11 protein-coding genes are annotated in these 15,457 nt (G+C 68.1%); 6 read left to right on the plus strand and 5 right to left on the minus strand.

The window, feature by feature from the left end; genetic code table 11:
* Positions 1-10 precede the first annotated feature (10 nt).
* From EAO27_RS02685 to EAO27_RS02705, 5 genes are all read left to right on the plus strand, one after another.
* Entirely contained in the window at positions 11-2,239 is a 2,229-nt protein-coding gene (locus tag EAO27_RS02685; protein WP_242776839.1) for a prolyl oligopeptidase family serine peptidase, read from the plus strand.
* Position 2,240: 1 nt separating this feature from the next.
* Positions 2,241-3,914, plus strand: a complete 1,674-nt coding sequence (locus EAO27_RS02690) for a DUF885 family protein (protein WP_242776841.1) — start codon at positions 2,241-2,243, stop codon at positions 3,912-3,914.
* Positions 3,915-3,922: 8 nt separating this feature from the next.
* Positions 3,923-4,402: a DUF3830 family protein gene (locus EAO27_RS02695; protein ID WP_242776843.1), complete on the plus strand. Its 480-nt coding sequence runs from the start codon at positions 3,923-3,925 to the stop codon at positions 4,400-4,402.
* Between the two features lie 12 nt (positions 4,403-4,414).
* Positions 4,415-5,314 carry a bile acid:sodium symporter gene (locus EAO27_RS02700; RefSeq protein ID WP_242776845.1) on the plus strand — a complete coding sequence of 300 codons (900 nt, stop codon included), beginning with the start codon at positions 4,415-4,417 and terminating at the stop codon, positions 5,312-5,314.
* A 139-nt stretch (positions 5,315-5,453) separates the two neighbouring features.
* The gene (locus EAO27_RS02705; RefSeq protein WP_242776847.1) at positions 5,454-6,755 is read left to right on the plus strand and encodes an FAD-binding oxidoreductase; all 1,302 of its coding nucleotides are present in this window, start codon (positions 5,454-5,456) and stop codon (positions 6,753-6,755) included.
* A gap of 14 nt (positions 6,756-6,769) precedes the next feature.
* Here EAO27_RS02705 and EAO27_RS02710 read toward each other — a convergent pair whose 3' ends face one another.
* The gene (locus tag EAO27_RS02710) at positions 6,770-7,240 is read right to left on the minus strand and encodes a MarR family winged helix-turn-helix transcriptional regulator (protein WP_242776849.1); all 471 of its coding nucleotides are present in this window, start codon (positions 7,238-7,240) and stop codon (positions 6,770-6,772) included.
* 101 nt (positions 7,241-7,341) lie between these two features.
* On the opposite strand from EAO27_RS02710, the gene EAO27_RS02715 reads away from it, so the two are divergent.
* Positions 7,342-9,081: a DUF885 family protein gene (locus EAO27_RS02715; RefSeq protein WP_242776851.1), complete on the plus strand. Its 1,740-nt coding sequence runs from the start codon at positions 7,342-7,344 to the stop codon at positions 9,079-9,081.
* Between the two features lie 128 nt (positions 9,082-9,209).
* On the opposite strand, the gene EAO27_RS02720 is transcribed toward EAO27_RS02715, so the two are convergent.
* From EAO27_RS02720 to EAO27_RS02735, 4 genes are read right to left on the minus strand one after another with little or no spacing between them, the layout of a single operon-like run.
* Positions 9,210-10,643, minus strand: coding sequence for an indolepyruvate oxidoreductase subunit beta family protein (locus EAO27_RS02720; RefSeq protein WP_242776853.1), 1,434 nt, complete (start codon positions 10,641-10,643; stop codon positions 9,210-9,212).
* Positions 10,643-12,766 carry an indolepyruvate ferredoxin oxidoreductase subunit alpha gene (locus tag EAO27_RS02725; protein ID WP_242776855.1) on the minus strand — a complete coding sequence of 708 codons (2,124 nt, stop codon included), beginning with the start codon at positions 12,764-12,766 and terminating at the stop codon, positions 10,643-10,645. Before EAO27_RS02725 ends, EAO27_RS02720 begins: the two co-directional genes overlap by 1 nt.
* A gap of 7 nt (positions 12,767-12,773) precedes the next feature.
* Positions 12,774-13,553: a cyclase family protein gene (locus EAO27_RS02730; RefSeq protein WP_242776857.1), complete on the minus strand. Its 780-nt coding sequence runs from the start codon at positions 13,551-13,553 to the stop codon at positions 12,774-12,776.
* 59 nt (positions 13,554-13,612) lie between these two features.
* Positions 13,613-15,427 (minus strand): tetratricopeptide repeat protein, encoded by a 1,815-nt coding sequence (locus tag EAO27_RS02735; protein WP_242776859.1) that lies wholly within the window; start codon positions 15,425-15,427, stop codon positions 13,613-13,615.
* Positions 15,428-15,457: the final 30 nt, after the last annotated feature.

A 15,457-nucleotide genomic window follows, 5' to 3' on the forward strand; every position in this document is an offset into this window, starting at 1 on the left:
AATGAATAAAATGGGTCTTTTCCGGTCCGCCGGTGCGGTACTGGCGCTCGCGCTGGCGACGACGGCAGTGGCAGCGCAGGAGCGCCCGGCACCGCAGGCGCCGGTTCAGGGTGCCGCCGACGTTGCCGGCACGTCGCTGTCGATCGACGAGCTCTATCGTTACAAGAGCCTGATCGGGACCACGCCCGAAGGCTATGCCTGGACCGCCGACGGCGGCGCCGTGCTGTTCCTCTGGAACGACGAAGGATACAGCTTCCGCGACATCTGGTCCTATTCGATCAAGACCGGAAAGAAGACCCGGCTCACCACGCTCGGCCGCGACAGCAAACCCGAGGCCGAGGCGAAAGGGATCGCCCAGGCCATCGCACTCGACAAGGGGCGCGTTGCCTTCACCCTCGGCGGCCAGCTCCACATCCGCGAGGCGAACGGGACGATCGCCAAGGTTGAAACCGACAAGCAGGCGATCCGCAAGCTTGCGGTATCGCCGGACGGGACGCAGCTCGCCTTCGTTTCGGGCAATCCGGTTGACACGCGCAACCGCGTCACGCTCGGCGGAATCCTGTGGGTCCGCGATATTGCGGCAAAGGACGGCAATGTGGCCCGCCGCGTGGCCGGGGACGACAATCCCAAAGTCTATGTCGACGATTTCCAGTGGGCGGCCGACGGCAAGGCGATCGCCTTCCAGCAGTCCGACGACCGCGCGATGCCCGAACGCGACATCTATTATTACGCGAAGGGCGAACTTCAGAACAATCGGGTCATCCGTGCCTTTCCGGGTGACGAGACGACCAAGGCGACCGTCGGCGTCGTCACCCTCGCGACGGGCGAGGCTCGCTTCTACGAGCGCCCCGACGCCCGGCACCATGTGTGGGACTATGGCCTGTCCGGCGACGGCAAGCGGCTGTTCGTCAGCGGTTCGGACATGGAGGCCAAGGAGCATACGATCTACGTCTATGACGTTGCGACCGGTGCCCGCGAAACCTTCTACCAGCTGCGCGAGCCCAAGCATCTGCGCCCCGACTGGAAGGTCGCATGGGCGCCCGGCGACGACGGGCTGGTCATCCTGACCGACCGCGACGGCTGGCTGCACCTCTATCACCAGCGCGCCGCCGGCGAGGCCCCGCGCCAGATTACCAGCGGCCAGTGGGAGATCGACAGCTTCGCGGTCGACCGCAAGGGCAAGCAACTCTATTTCACCGCGAACGAATCCGATCTCGCCGATCGCCAGATTTATCGCGTTCCGGTCGCGGGCGGCAAGGTGCAGCGGATCAGCGGTGTCGCTGCGGGAACCCACCAGCCGGTCTATTCGCCCGATTTCCGGCATGTCGCCGACTGGTACAGCAACGACACGACGCCGCCCGAACTTTATCTGATCGACACGGCGAAACCGGGCAAGGCGGTACAGGCGACCAAATCGCCGCAGCCCGAATTCTACCAGCAGACCTGGGCGAACATCGGCTATATCCAGTTCCCGAGCCACGTCGACGGCACGAACCTCGTCGCGCGGCTGAGCCTTCCCGCCAATTTCGATCCCGCGAAACGCTATCCGGTGATCGTCGGGTCGGTCTATTCGGATGCGGTGCACAACCAGTGGGGCGGGCGCCGCGCGCACCCGACCTGGGGGCTCGACCAATATTTCGTCGCGCAGGGCTATATCGTCCTCAACGTCAACATCCGCGGATCGTGGGGGCAGGGGCGCGACCACAACCAGACGCAGCATCACAGCTATGGCGAGACCGACATCAACGACCTCGAGAGCGGGGTGCGGTATCTGGTCGAGAAGGGCTATGCCGACCCCAGGCGCGTCGGCCTGTGGGGGTCGAGCTACGGCGGGCTGATGACGATCATGTCGTTGTCGAAGAAGCCCGGCGTCTATGCCGCGGGCATCGCCGGGGCGCCGGCGACCAACGTCTGGCACGCCTATCCGTCGCAGATGTGGATCATGGGGCCGCCCGAAGGCGCCGACATGCCCGCACGCTACGAGGCGCAGTCGGCGCTGTACCAGGCGAAGGGGATCGCCGATCCGCTGATGATCATTCACGGGACGCGCGATCCGGTCGTCCTCTATTCGGACACGATCGCGCTTGCCGAGGGCATGATCGCGCGCGAGCAGATGTTCGAACTGGTGACGCTGCCCGGCGGCAACCATGCGTGGGCGAGCGACAATCTTCCGCAGGCGCGCTTCGCGTTCAAGAAGATGGTCGACTTCTTCGACCGCAACGTGAAGAACCGGAAGTAGCATGCTGAAGCGCGCGATTTCGCTGGCGGTCGGCGGTGCGGCGCTGCTCGCGGCGCCGAATGCCGCGGCGCAGGCCGAGGTGCAGCAGCTCGGCGCCCAATTCTGGGCGTGGCGTGCCGCGACCCAGCCCGCGACGAGCGACGATATCCCGCGCATCGTGCGCCCCGCGCAGTGGACGCCCGACTGGTCGCCCGCGGCGGTCGCGGCGCAGCAGGCGCGGCTTGCCGCGTTCGAGGCCGAGTGGAAGGCGCTCGCGGCGAGGCCGCAGACGGTGAGCGAAAAGGTCGATTACCGCCTCGTCGGTTCGGCGCTGTCGCGCGTGCGCTGGGAATTCGACCATGTCGCGGCGTGGCGCCGCCAGCCGCATTTCTATGTCGCGCAGGCGCTCAACCCGATCTTCGAGGTGCTGTTGCCGCCGCCGCCGCTCGAACGCGCGCGGATCGACGACGTCATCCGCCTGCTCGGCAATGCGCCCGCGATCCTGTCGGCGGGCAAGGCCAATCTCACCGACATGCGCGGTCCCTTCGTCGATGCGGCGCGGCATCAGATCGCCGACGTGCCGGCCAGCCTCGACGGCATGGTCGCGGGAATGAACCCGCACGCGACCGCGGCGCAGCGGCGCCAGCTTGCGACGGCAAAGGCCCGCGCGCTGGCTGCCTTCGCTGATTTCGACGCCTATCTTGCCGCGAAGCGCCCGGGCGTGTCGGACACCACGGCGGTCGGCCGCGATTCCTATCGCTATTTCCTCGGCAGCGTCGCGCTCTATCCCTATTCGCCCGAAGAGCTGCTCGTGATGGGGCGGCAGGAATGGGCGCGTTCGGTGCTGTTCGAGGAACTTGAGCGGAATCGCAACGCCGGGGTGCCCGAGCTTCCGATCGGCAGTTCGATCGATACGGTGATCGCGCAGCTCGACGCCGACGAGCTCAAGGTGCGCGATTTCCTGCGCGAGAAGAACCTGCTCACCGTCCCCGATTGGGCGGGGCATTATAATGCGCAGCCCTTTCCCGCCTATCTCGCGCCGATCGGCTGGCTCGGCCGCACCTTCGACCTGACCAGCCAGGCGCGCGTCGGGCAGAATGCGACCGTCTATCTTCCCGATCCGTCGTCGAAGCTCGGCTATTTCAACCTGTCGATCACCCGCGATCCGCGACCGATCATCGTGCACGAAGGCGTCCCGGGGCATTTCTTCCAGCTGACGCTCGGCTGGAAGCATCCGAACCCGCTGCGTCGCCACTATTATGACAGCGGCGCCAACGAGGGCACGGGCTTCTACGCCGAGGAGATGATGCTCCAGGCGGGACTGTGGGCCGACGCGCCCAAGACGCGCGAGATTATCTATAATTTCGCGCGGCTGCGCGCGCTGCGCGTCGAGGTCGACGTCAAGCTGGCGCTTGGCGAATTCAGCATCGCCGAGGCGGCCGACTATCTGGAACAGATGGTGCCGATGGACCGCGCGACCGCCGAGGAGGAGGCTGTCTTCTTCGCCGCCTCGCCAGGACAGGCGATCAGCTACCAGATCGGCAAGATGCAGACCGCGGAATTCCTGGCCGAGGCGCGCGTGCGCGAAGGCAAGGCCTTCGACCTCAAGCGCTTCCACGATTATCTGTGGCAAAACGGCAATGTGCCCATCGCACTCCAGAAAGAGGAGTATCTGGCGATGGTGAGCGGGAAATAGGGGACGACATGCGTTTCATCCGACTGATCGAACCGCAATCGGGGCTTTCGGCGCGCTGCCGCCTGCTCGACGATGCGGCGCCCGAATCGACCGCTTTCCTGTGGGATCTCGCCGAACGCAAGGCGGGGTTCGAGGCGATGCACGCGATCTGGACCGGTCCCGAAATCTCGGTGCCGATGCCCGCGAGCACGCTCCCCGAGGGCATGGCGCATCCCGCGATCCCGTTCGAGAATGCGACCTCCTATCCCGACGCGGGCGACATCGTGCTCGCCTATCTCGCGGCGGGCAGCACCAAGGGACTGCCGCCCGGGCCCTTTTACGACATCGGCGTCTTCTACGGCGGCGGCGGTCGGTTGCTCATGCCCTTCGGCTGGATCCAGGCCAATGTCTGCGCGCGCATCGTCGACGAGGATCTCGCCAAGGCGCAGGCCGACTGCCGGACCATCCGCCGCAATGGCGCCTGCACGCTTTCGCTCGAAACCGCCTGAGGACGCCCGCCGATGACCTATGCCGACCTCATGGCCCTCCTGGGCAACTGGCTGCTCCCCGGATCGCTCGTCGCGATCATGGTGTCGATGGGGCTGTCGCTGACCGCTGACGATTTCCGGCAGGTGTTCCGCAACAAGCGCGCGCTGATCTTCGGTGTTTGTTCGATGCTCGTCGTGCCGCCGCTGATCGGGCTCGGGCTCGCGCTCACCGTCGTGCCGACCGCGGCGCTGGCGGTCGGCTTCATCCTGCTCGCGACCACGCCGGGCGGGATGCTGTCGAACCTGTTCACCGACATGGCGAAGGGCGATCTCGCGCTGTCGATGTCGATGACGCTGATCCTCAGCCTGATCTATATTTTCGTCGTCCCCTTCTACGCGCATTTCGCGCTGCTCCATTTCATGGGGCTCGAGGCCGACGTCCAGGTCCCGCTCGCCTCCTTCTTCTGGGATATCTTCTCGATCACCATCCTGCCCGCGGCGGTCGGTTTCGCCGTCCGTGCCTGGCGGCCCGATTTTGCGATCTGGTTCAAGCGCTACCTCAAGAATGCCGCGACGATCGTGCTGTTCAGCTCGTTCGGCGTCATTCTCTACGACCAGGTCCCGGTGCTCCGCGAAAATCTGGGCGCGCTGTTCTGGATCACGGTGGCACTCAACCTGATCATGGTCGTGGTGGTGATGACGATCGTGCGTTTCGCCGGCTTCACGCGGCGCGAAAATGTCGCGATCGGGATCGAGCATCTGATGCGGCAGGAAGGCACCGCGATCTTCATCGCCGTTTCGATCGTCGGCAACAACGAGATGTCGCTGCCGATGATCATGAACACCCCCGTCGCCCTTTGCTTCGTGCTGCTCTTCGTCACCGTCGCGCGGCGGATCGGCGAGCCGGCGAAGGGCGCTCCGGCCACCATCTGAGATACGAATGATAACGCCCGGTCACCGGGCGAACAGGAAAGTTCGCAGTTATGACATTGTCCCGAGTTGAGGGCATCGCGGCGGGGTTGCTCCCCCTCGCCGCGACACGCACCCCCTTCGTCCTGTCGACGGAGCGGTAATGCAGCACCGGTCCATCTCTTCCGCCGCGCGCAAGGACAGCGTGACGGCTCCCCTGTGGACGGCAACCGCCGCGCCCGGCCCCGCGCTGGCGCCGCTTGCGGGTCATGTCGAAACCGACATATTGGTGATCGGCGGCGGCATCGCAGGAACGACGACCGCGCTCCATCTGGCGGAAAAGGGCGCCGACGTCGTCCTCGTTGAAGCGGGCCAGCCCGGCGACGGCGCCACGGGGCAGAGCGGCGGCCTCGTCGCGCCCGACTATATCCGCCATTCACCCGAAACGATCCAGCAGGTGCTCGGTGCCGAGGGCGGCGAGCGGCTCACGCGGATGATCGGCGGTTCGGGGCGCTTCGTCTTCGATCTGATCGCGCGCCACGGCATCGACTGCGACGCGCGCAAGGACGGCTTTTATACCCCGGCGCACACCGAGGCGCTTGCCGAGAGCCAGCGTGGCTATGCGGCCCAATGGAGTTCGCGCGGCCATGCCGTCGACTTCATCGACGGGGCGACCGCGCGGGGACTGTTCGGTGCCGAGCGCTATTGCGGTGCGTTGCGCTTCGCCGACGGCGGCAGCCTCAACCCGCTCGGCTATGTTCGCGGTCTTGCGGCTGCGGCCGAACGCAGCGGCGCGCGCCTGTTCGCGAACAGTCCGGTTCGCTCGCTCGCGCGCAAGGGAGACGTGTGGGTGTGCCGGACCCCGGGCGGCACCGTGCGCGCCGCGCGCGTCGTGCTGGCGGCGAACGGCGGCAATGCCGCGCTCCATCCGGCGATGCGCCGGACGACGCTGCCGCTGCACGTCTTCCAGTTCGCGACCGCGCCGCTCGACGCCGCGCAGCGCGCGGCGATCCTGCCGCGCGGCGGCGCCTTCACCGACAAGGTTCCCTATCTTTTCAGTGCACGGCTCGACGGCCACGGGCATCTGATCTCGGCCTTTCCGGTGTCGTTCCTCGTGCGCGGCGACAAGGCGCTCTATCGCGAAGCACGGCGCCGTCTGGCGCAGCATTTCGCCGCAATGCCCGATCCCGAGGTCGATTATCTGTGGCGCGGCCTCGCATGGGTGAACACCTCCTTCCTGCCCGAAATCTACGATCTCGGCGAAGGCGCGATCGCGATCCAGGCGTGCAACGGACGCGGCATCGCGACCAACAGCGTGCTCGGCGCCGAAGTCGCGGAAATGCTGGCGACGGGCAACGCCGATGCGCTGTCGGTGCGGCCGCGTACGCCGTCGCCGGTCCGCTTCCACGCCGGCGCGGCGCTGCTGCCCAAATTGCTGATGTCGATGGCCTATCTGTCGAATTGACGGCGATGGATCGCCTAGGGCGCCAGCGGTTCCAGATTGTCGTGCAGCCTCCCGAGCAGCGCGATCAGCTGCTCGAACTCGTCGGCACCCAGCCCGGTGACCAGATGCGCATAGACCGGCGCGGTCGCCTGGCGCGCCTCGGCGAGCCGTGCCTCGCCCGCCGGGGCCAGCGCGACCGACGTCACGCGCGCATCGTCGGGGCTGGGCGTGGTCGTGACCAGCCCCGCGGCGGTCATCCGCTGGATGATGCGCGTCATCGTCGACAGGTTGATCACCGCCGCCTCGGCGATCTCGCGCGCGCCGCGCGGCGACTTCTCGCCGAGGATCATCAGCACCCGCCAGCCTGGAATATCGAGCCCGATCGCGCGCAGCCGCGCGTCGATGATGCTGTTGTACCGGCTCACCAGCCGGTTGAGCAGGTAGAAGGGGTATCGATCGACCCGAAAGGCGGTGTCGCCGGGGTTGCCCGACTGAAAGGCGTCCATGCCCGCCGCTTTAGCCGAATGATCCCGGCATTCAATCCGCGCCGTCGGCTCGCCGCGCGCGGCGCGATCTTCATCATGCCACCCTGCGAAAGGATTTTGCGATGCGAACCCTGACCTCGTCCCTGACCCGGCGCTTGGGCCGCGCGATCCTGCTCGGAGGGGCAGCGGTGCTGCTCACCGCCGCCGCCGATCCGGGGCTGCCCGGCCTCATCGACCGCTACGAAGGATTTGCGGAAGCCTATCCGATGGAGGCCGGGCGGTCGGATCCGTCGCGCTCGCGCGAGGGCTGGCCCGACGAAACGCCGAAGGGCATGGCGCAGCGCAAGGCCGAACTGCAACGGATCGGTGCGGCGCTCGACGCGCTCGACGCCGGCGGATTGACGGGTGAGGATCGGCTGAACCGCGACTATCTGCGCCAGCTGATCGACTGGCGGGTCGAGGGGATCGATTTCGACGAACGGCGCTTCGCCTTCGTCGCGCACGAGGGTTTCTACAACACGCCCTATGCGCTCGCGCGCAGCCTCAACCTGCGGAATGAGGCCGAGGCGCATGCGTGGGTTCAGCGCATGCGCGGCATCGCGGGCTATTTCGCCGAACAGCGCACGAACCTCGAACGCGGCGTCGCGACGGGGTGGACGCATCCCGCGGTCGTGATCGACGTTGGCGTCGCGATCCTGCGCAAGCAGGTTGCGGTGCCCGTCGCCGAGGATCCGATGCTGGGCCCGCTCAAGGCCTATCCCGCGGTCGCGGCCGAAGCGCAGCAGTTGATCGAACGCGAGATCCGCCCGGCACAGAAGGCGGTGCTTGCCTATATCGACGGGCCATATCGTGCGAAGGCGCGCAAGGAACTCGGCGTCGCGGCCGTCCCCGGCGGGCGCGCCTATTATGACTTCCTGCTGCGCTATTACACGACGACCGACCTGACGGCCGAACAGGTCCACGCGCTCGGCCTGTCGGAGGTCAAACGCATCCGCGGCGAGATGGACGCGGTGATCGCCTCGACGGGGTTCGAAGGCAGCTTCGCCGACTGGCTCGCCTTCCTGCGCACCGATCCGCGTTTCTATGCGACCAGCCGCGAAGGTCTGATCGAGAAATATGCCGCAGCATCGAAGCGGATCGACGGCGTGCTGCCGCGCTATTTCCGCATGCTGCCGCGCCAGCCCTTCACGATTGTGCCGGTGCCGCGCGAGCTCGAGGAAGGCTACACCACCGCGCGCGGGGGCGGCGGCGGTGATTTCGAAAAGGGCTTTCCCGGCCATTTCGTCGTCAACACCTCGCACCTCGACCAGCGGCCGCTGTACGAAGTGACCGCGCTCAGCCTGCACGAGGCGGCGCCGGGGCACCACACCCACGGCGCGCTCAACAGCGAGAACAAGGGCCTGCCGGGTTTCCGCCGCGCGCGCGACCTGCTCGCGTTCCGCGAGGGCTGGGCGCTCTATGCCGAGCGGCTCGGGCACGAAATGGGCGTCTATCGCGACGCCTATGAGAAGTTCGGCAGCCTCTCGACCGAAATGTGGCGCGCGTGCCGCATGGTCGTCGACACCGGCATTCACGTGATGGGCTGGAGCTATGCGCAGGCGCGCCAGTGCTTCGTCGAGAATACCGCGCTCGCCGACATCAACATCGACACCGAACTCGCGCGCTACATCGGCGCGCCGGGCGGCGCGGTCGCGTACAAGGTCGGCGAGCTCAAGATCGTCGAACTGCGCCGCCGCGCCGAGGCCGCGCTCGGCGACCGCTTCGACATCCGCGCCTTCCACGACCTGATCCTCGCGCAGGGGCAGTTGCCGATGACGATGCTCGAGGCAAAGATCGACGCGTGGATTGCAGCAGGGGGCTGAGGCAGTCCTGTCCGGTCGAGGTCTGCCAGAACCATAGCCCTGAGCCTGTCGAAGGGCGCCTTTCGGACAAGCGCCCTTCGACAGGCTCAGGCTATGGTGAGAAAGTCCGAAGACTTCGGTCGCCCCGATCAGGAGGCGAGCGCCAGCGTCAGCGCCTTGCCGTCCTCGTCCGCCAGCGCGGCGTCGCGCAGGCGTGCGATGTCGGCTGCGGTGAGGGGGGCCGCGCGATAGCGATCGGCGATCCGCTCGTAATTGCCCAGCCCGCGTTCGAAGGTGTCGCCATAACCCTTGATGAGGCGCTGGCACTTGACCAGTTCGAGCGCGGTCGCGGGGTCGGCCGAGCGCACCAGCGAAAGCCAGTCGTCGATCCGCGCCTGTTCGATCTGGTAGCGCAGCGTGCCGCGCCGCCAGCGCCGCCAGCCCGCGAGCAGCGACAGCATCAGGAACCAGCGCAGGCTCGTCGTCTCGACGTGCCGGCCCTTGGTGAACAGGGGCTTCAACCGTCGCGACAGGCCTTCGCTCGCGAGGATGCGGCGGCCGAGCGATGCCGGCAGCGTCTCGCAAATCTCCTCGAGCCGCGGGTGCATATATTCGGTGAGTTCGACGATCTGCTCGTCCTTCGCCTTCACCTCGTCGCGCACGCGCGCGAAGCGGCTGGCGCGGACCTTGAGCGCCGCGACGCGGATCGTGTCCTCGTACGACATCCACAGCGCAAGGTGCCGCGCGGCCTCGGTGAGCAGTCCGGGGTCGTTGCCGAGGCTTTCGAGCCGGTCGAGATAGAGCGCGGCATAGGCGGCATCCTGATAGTCCATCAGCCGCTTCACGCCCTCGATCGCAAAGGTGTGGGCCGCGTGCGGCAGCGTCGCCTCGATGCGCGCCAGCAGCGCGCGGCCCGCGTCGGTGGTCGGGCTGTCGGCGGCAGCGGCTTCCGGCTCGGGCACGAGCTTGCCCTGCGCGGCGTCGAAACCCGCCGCGAAACCGCGCAGATTGGGCTCGATCGCCTTGCCGCCGGCGCGGATCGCATCCTCGAACGCCGCGCGCGCGAAGGGCAGCGCGCCGCTGCCCGCGAGCGCCCCGAACAGGATCGAACTGATCACGCTGCCCGCGCGCTCGGCGGCGGCATCCATGTCGAAACCGATGAAGCGGCGCGACCGCTCGTGCGCCGCCGCGACGATGCGCTCGCTGCTCGCGCGGCCGTCGCCCATCGCCGACTTCTCGTCGATCGCATAGACGCGGTGGGTCGACCCGATCAGCAGCGTGTCCTTCGACACGAACCCGCGCAGGATCGCGCGCCCGGCCTCCATCAGTTCGGATGCGACGACGATGTCGACGTCGCCCGGCACGGGCATCAGCGCCAGCACGGGGGGCTGCGCGCTGCCCGCGGGGAGCATCTCGATATAATAGACGGTCGCGCCGGTACGCTGCGCGACCCCGGGGACCGACGTGCCCTGCGCGACGAAGCCGTTCGCTTCGCCGAGCTGGACGATCCAGTCGGCGAGCACCCCGCCGCCCTGGCCGCCGAGCCCGAGCACGGCGATGGTGATGCGATCGCGGGCGGACATCAGAAGGCCCTCGCGGCGAGCTTGCGCGCCGAGCGCCGCTGGAGCGCGCCGATCACCCACCCGCGCAGCCGCTGGCGCAGCCGGTCGCGGCGGTCGGGGTTGGCGATGATCCGCGCCTTGTAGAAGGAGGGGCAGAGGACGGCGGCGTGGCTGACCTCGCCGCACACGCCGCAGCCGACGCAGCTGTTCTCGACATGCGCGACCGGGTCCTGGCGCAGCGGGTCCGGATTCTCGCGGATCGTCAGCGACGGACAGCCCGACAGGCGGATGCAGCTATGGTCGCCGGTGCAGGTGTCGGGGTCGACCCCGAAGCGTTCGCGCACCACGCGCTCGCCCGCCTTCATCGCCTTCGCGAGCTGCGGCTTGATCCGGCGCTGGCGGTTGAGCTGGCATTCGGACTGGGCGACGAGCACCTTCGGTCCCTTTTCGGGGGTGGTGAGGGCGTCGCGGATCGCGTCGCGCATGCCCGCGACGTCATAGGTGCGCGTGCGCGTTTTGGCCCAGGCGATGCCGACGCCGCGCACTGCGCGTTCGATCGGGTTGTTGGTCTGGCGGTGCGGGGGTGTCGCGCGCGACGAGGGGATGTCCTGCCCGCCGGTTGCCGCCGAATAGCCGTTGTCGACGATGATCGTCAGATTGTCGTCCTGGTTGAACACCGCGTTGCCGATGCCCGAGGTCAGGCCGTTGTGCCAGAAGCCGCCGTCGCCCATGATCGCGACCGCGCGCTTGTCCTGCGGTTTGAACGCCGACGCGCCCGCGGTGCCGAGGCCGTAACCCATCGTCGTGTTGCCGATGTGGAAGGGCGGCAGGATCGAAAAGAGATGGCAGCCGATGTCGGCCGACACATGGAGTTCGCCGATGTCCTTCTGCACCAGCTTCATTGCCGAAAAGATCGGGCGTTCGGGGCAGCCCGTGCAGAAGCCCGCGGGGCGCTGGGGCACCGCGCTCGGCGGCAGTGCGGGGGGCGTCGCCGCTTCCTCGGCCGGCGCGCGCTCGGGGGCGTGGGCGCGCAGGAATTTGGCGATGCCGTCCTTGACGACCGCGGCGGTATATTCGCCCGCGCGCGGCAGCACATCCTTGCCGATGATCCGCGTGTCGAGGTCGGCGCGGCGGACGAGCGTGTTGAGCTCATGCTCGATGAATTCGGGCTGGCCTTCCTCGACGACGAGCACCGCGCGCTTGCCCGCGCAAAAGGCCTGCACCTCGTCGGGGATGAGCGGATAGGTGACGTTGAGGACATAGACCGGCAGCGCGGCGTTGCCGAAGGCATCCGACAGCCCGAGCAGTTCGAGCGCGCGGTTGAGCGAGTTGAACAGCCCGCCCTGGACGATGATCCCGATCTCGTCATCCGGCGTGCCGAAATATTCGTTGAGCTTGTTTGCCTTCACGAAATCGATCCCCGCGGGCCAGCGTTTCTCGATCTTCTCGACCTCGTGCAGGAAGTTCGCGGGTGGCAGGACGATGCGGCTGGTGTCGCGGTTCGGCGCGGCGGCGGCTTCGGCGACGGTCAGCGGCGGGCGCCTGTTGTCGCGCGCGGTGAAGCTCCCCGTCACATGGCACGCACGCACGCGCAGTTCGAGCATGACGGGGGTGTTCGACGCCTCCGACAGCTCGAACCCCTTTTCGACCATGTCGACGATCAGCGGCAGGCTGGGACGCGGGTCGAGCAGCCACATCTGCGATTTCATCGCAAAGGCGTGGGTGCGTTCCTGCATGATCGACGAGCCCTCGCCATAATCCTCGCCGAGGATGATCAGCGCACCGCCGGTGACGCCGCCCGAGGCGACGTTCGACAGCGCGTCGGACGCGACGTTGGTGCCGACGACCGATTTCCACGCCACCGCACCGCGCAGCGGATAGTTGACCGAGGCGGCGAGCATCGCCGCGGCGGTCGCTTCGCTGGCCGAGCTTTCGAAATGGACGCCGAGCCCCGCCATCAGCTCGCTCGCGTCGGCGAAGACGTCCATCAGATGGCTGATCGGCGAGCCCTGATAGCCGCCGACATAGGCGACCCCCGACTGGAGCAGCGCCTTGGTCACGGCGAGGATTCCCTCGCCGTGAAAGGCTTCGCCCTCGCCGAGCTTCAGCTGCTCGACTTCCGCCTTGAACGAACGCTCGGCCATCGTCGCCTCAGTCCGCGACGAGCGCGAGCACGCGCAGCGGGCTGCCCGAACCGCCCCGGATCTTGAGCGGTGCGGCGACGATCACGCTGCCGGTCGGCGGCAGCAGATCGAGATTTTCGAGGCATTGCAGGCCATAGCGCCCCGCGGCGTGGAACAATGTGTGCGCGGGGTAGGCGGGCTCGAGCAGATGCGCCTGCCCGGCGTCGGTGCCGATCGTCTCGACCCCCAGCCCGTGCGCGTCGCGCTGGTCGACAAGGAAGGCCACCGCTTCGGCCGACGGCCCCGGGGTGTGGGCGCCGTCCTCGCGGCGGTTGGTATAGGCATCGACGTCGCGCTTCGACCAGTCGGTGCGCAGCAGGATCCAGCTGCGCGGCGGGATGCGGCCATGGGTCGCTTCCCAGGCCTCGATGTCGGCGACGGTGAGCAGATAGTCGGGATCGGCGGCGGCCTTGTCCGCAATGTCGATGACGACGGCCTGCGCGACGAAGTCGGCGGGGGCGACGGTGTCGACCGCATTGTTCGGCAGGTCCTTGCCCGTGATCCAGTGGACCGGCGCGTCGAAATGGGTGCCCGTATGCTCGCTGACGGTGAAATTGTTCCAGTACCAGGCGACCCCGCGTTCGTCGTAGCGCGAGATTTCTTCCTGGCTGAACGCGGCGCACTGGCCGAATTCGGGGGGCAGGACGAGCGTCGGCGTGTCGGGCGACAGCGTTTGCGTGAGGTCGATCGTGCGGATCGCGCCCGAGGCGACGTCCGCGGCGAACTGCTGAAGCGTGGTAGCGGTCATGGTGTAATCCTCCCGTTTCGGAATGTGCGTCGAAAAACTTGCATATGCAAGTAAATTGATCAGCCCGTCGGCACGACGTCGAAGGCGATGGTGGTGCGGTGGGCGGTGTCGGCGAAGGCGATGGTGCCGTGGTAGAAATAGGAGGGAAAGAGCACCAGCAGCCCCGCTTCGGGCCGGATCGTGCGGAAAATCCGCTCGCGGGCACCGAGCCGCAGCCCCGTCTCGCCGAATTTCAGCCACCCCTGTTCGCCATCGGCGACCGCGTCGGGCAGCGCGACATAATAGACCGCGCTGATCCAGCCCGCGGGATGGATGTGGTTGCTGTGGTGGCCGCCGTCGTGCAGCCGCACCGACCACGAACCCGAAAAGGCGAAATCGTCCGCCTTGCGGTTCAGAAAGGGGTGCGTCGGGTCGGCGGGCAGCGCCGCGATATGGCGGCGAACCGCGTCTTCGATCATCGCTCGCACCGCCGCGATCTCGGGCAGGTCGCGCGCGAACAGGTCGTCGGCCGTCTGGGTGCCGCCGCGCAGCGTCTGTTCGAGCGGCTGATGCTGGCCGAGGTGCAGCGCGCCGAGCGCCGCGTCGAGCCGCCGGTTGAAACCGGCGGTGTCGCCGTCCGCGGGATGCAGCCGGTGCGTGCCGATCAGCGCCGGGTCGTTCAGCCATTCGGCGCGCGCGTCGCCGGTCAGGCGCCAGCCGATGCCTTGCAGGGCGAGCGCCTGCTGGTCGTGGCCATCGAGCGCGAGGCAGCGCCCGATACGCGGCAGCGCCTCGCCCGGGCGGTCGAGGATCAGCAGCGATCGCGCCGATTCGCGCAGCGCCGGGGCATGGCCGGGATCATTTGCCAGCGCCGCGTCGAACGCCGCGAGCGCCGCGTCGGTGCGGCCGCTCGACCAGAGCGCCTGCCCGAGCCGGTGACGCAGCTCGGCGCCACCGGTCCCGCGCTGCACCGCGGGCGCGAGCAGCGCCGCCGCCTCGGGCGCCTGCCCGGCGAGCGTCAGCCGGTTGGCGAGGCTGGCGAGCAGCGCGGCATCGTCGGGATGTTCGGCCAGCGCGGCGCGGTAGCTGTCGAGATGCTGATCCGTCCGGCCGTGTTCCCACAGCATCCGGCTCAGCGATTCGTGCATCGCGACATCGATCGGGGTCAGGGCGATCGCGGCACGATAGGCGTCCGCTGCCGCCTCGATGCGGCCGAGATCCTGCAGGCAATGGCCGAGATTGTAGCGGATCTTCGCTTCATCCGGCGCGTGCGCGGCGCACTCCTCGAGGAGCGGCAGCGCCTCCTCGGCGCGCCCGGCCAGCCGCAGCGCGACCGCCAGATTGTGCAGCCACGGCGCATGACCCGGGCGCAGGTCGAGCGCGCGGCGCCAGGCGGCGACCGCTTCGCCGCCGCGGTTCATCGCGTTGAGCGCCTGCCCGAGCACCGCCCAGATGCGCGGCTGGTCGGGGCGCGCGGCGGCCAGCGGATGCAGGTCGTCATGCGCCGCCGCCGGATCGTCGAGCGCGATCCGCGCGAGTGCGCGATTGATCCGTGCATCGTCGTAACCGGCGTCGAGCGCGAGCGCGCCGTCATAGGCTGCGACGGCCTCTTCGTGGCGGCCGAGATCGGAGAGGCTGTTGCCCAGATTGTTGAGCACGTGCGGCTGTGCCGGCTGTGCCGCGAGCGAGCGGCGAAAGAGCGTCGCGGCGGCGTCATGATCGCCGCGGCGCCGCGCGATCATGCCCATCAGTTGCAGCGCGTCGGGCTGGTTTGCGTCGTGCGACAGGATCGCGCGCAAACGCGCCTCGGCGTCGTCGAGGCGCCCCGCCTGTGCGAGCGCCATCGCCTGGCCGAGCGCCTGCCCGATCGCCGCTGCTGGCTGTGTCCGTTGCATCGCGCGCTCCGGCGGCCCGATCGCCCGCCG

Origin of the sequence: Sphingopyxis sp. YF1, assembly GCF_022701295.1 — a bacterium.
Lineage (GTDB): Bacteria > Pseudomonadota > Alphaproteobacteria > Sphingomonadales > Sphingomonadaceae > Sphingopyxis.

Excerpts from the sequence above, each read along its gene's own strand:
- EAO27_RS02720 (WP_242776853.1), bottom strand. The coding sequence starts at position 10,643 with ATGTCCGCCCGCGATCGCATCACCATCGCCGTGCTCGGGCTCGGCGGC.
- EAO27_RS02735 (WP_242776859.1), bottom strand. The coding sequence starts at position 15,427 with ATGCAACGGACACAGCCAGCAGCGGCGATCGGGCAGGCGCTCGGCCAG.
- EAO27_RS02685 (WP_242776839.1), top strand. The coding sequence starts at position 11 with ATGGGTCTTTTCCGGTCCGCCGGTGCGGTACTGGCGCTCGCGCTGGCG.
- EAO27_RS02715 (WP_242776851.1), top strand. The coding sequence starts at position 7,342 with ATGCGAACCCTGACCTCGTCCCTGACCCGGCGCTTGGGCCGCGCGATC.
- EAO27_RS02710 (WP_242776849.1), bottom strand. The coding sequence starts at position 7,240 with ATGGACGCCTTTCAGTCGGGCAACCCCGGCGACACCGCCTTTCGGGTC.
- EAO27_RS02725 (WP_242776855.1), bottom strand. The coding sequence starts at position 12,766 with ATGGCCGAGCGTTCGTTCAAGGCGGAAGTCGAGCAGCTGAAGCTCGGC.
- EAO27_RS02695 (WP_242776843.1), top strand. The coding sequence starts at position 3,923 with ATGCGTTTCATCCGACTGATCGAACCGCAATCGGGGCTTTCGGCGCGC.
- EAO27_RS02700 (WP_242776845.1), top strand. The coding sequence starts at position 4,415 with ATGACCTATGCCGACCTCATGGCCCTCCTGGGCAACTGGCTGCTCCCC.
- EAO27_RS02690 (WP_242776841.1), top strand. The coding sequence starts at position 2,241 with ATGCTGAAGCGCGCGATTTCGCTGGCGGTCGGCGGTGCGGCGCTGCTC.
- EAO27_RS02705 (WP_242776847.1), top strand. The coding sequence starts at position 5,454 with ATGCAGCACCGGTCCATCTCTTCCGCCGCGCGCAAGGACAGCGTGACG.
- EAO27_RS02730 (WP_242776857.1), bottom strand. The coding sequence starts at position 13,553 with ATGACCGCTACCACGCTTCAGCAGTTCGCCGCGGACGTCGCCTCGGGC.